The following is a 464-nucleotide window of genomic DNA, read 5'->3' on the forward strand; positions in this document are numbered from 1 at the left end:
GTTACTGTTGATGTTCCTGTTATCGATGATGCTATTGATGAGCCAAGTGAGGACTTAACAGTTAGTGGTACAGTTACCAGTGGTAATACGAGTAATACCGATCCAAGTGGTACGGTAACGATTACTGATAATGATAATACCCCTACGGTTAGTATTAGCGATATTACAGTTGCAGAGGATGTAGGTAATGCTACGGTTACAGTAAGTATTGATGTAGCGAGTAGTGTAGATACGGTTATAGATATAGTTACTACAGATGGTAGTGCTAGTGAGCCAGGTGATTATACAGAGGTTATTACTACGGTTACGATTCCAGCGGGATCGACTAGTGTTACTGTTGATGTTCCTGTTATCGATGATGCTATTGATGAGCCAAGTGAGGACTTAACAGTTAGTGGTACAGTTACCAGTGGTAATACGAGTAATACCGATCCAAGTGGTACGGTAACGATTACTGATAATGA

1 protein-coding gene is annotated in these 464 nt (G+C 40.5%); it reads left to right on the plus strand.

Annotated elements, in window-relative coordinates:
- Nucleotides 1-464 (plus strand): Calx-beta domain-containing protein (locus tag Q1A73_RS24480; protein ID WP_299611460.1); only part of this gene is annotated, 464 nt, incomplete at both ends.

This window comes from uncultured Aquimarina sp. (assembly GCF_947492115.1).
GTDB lineage: Bacteria > Bacteroidota > Bacteroidia > Flavobacteriales > Flavobacteriaceae > Aquimarina.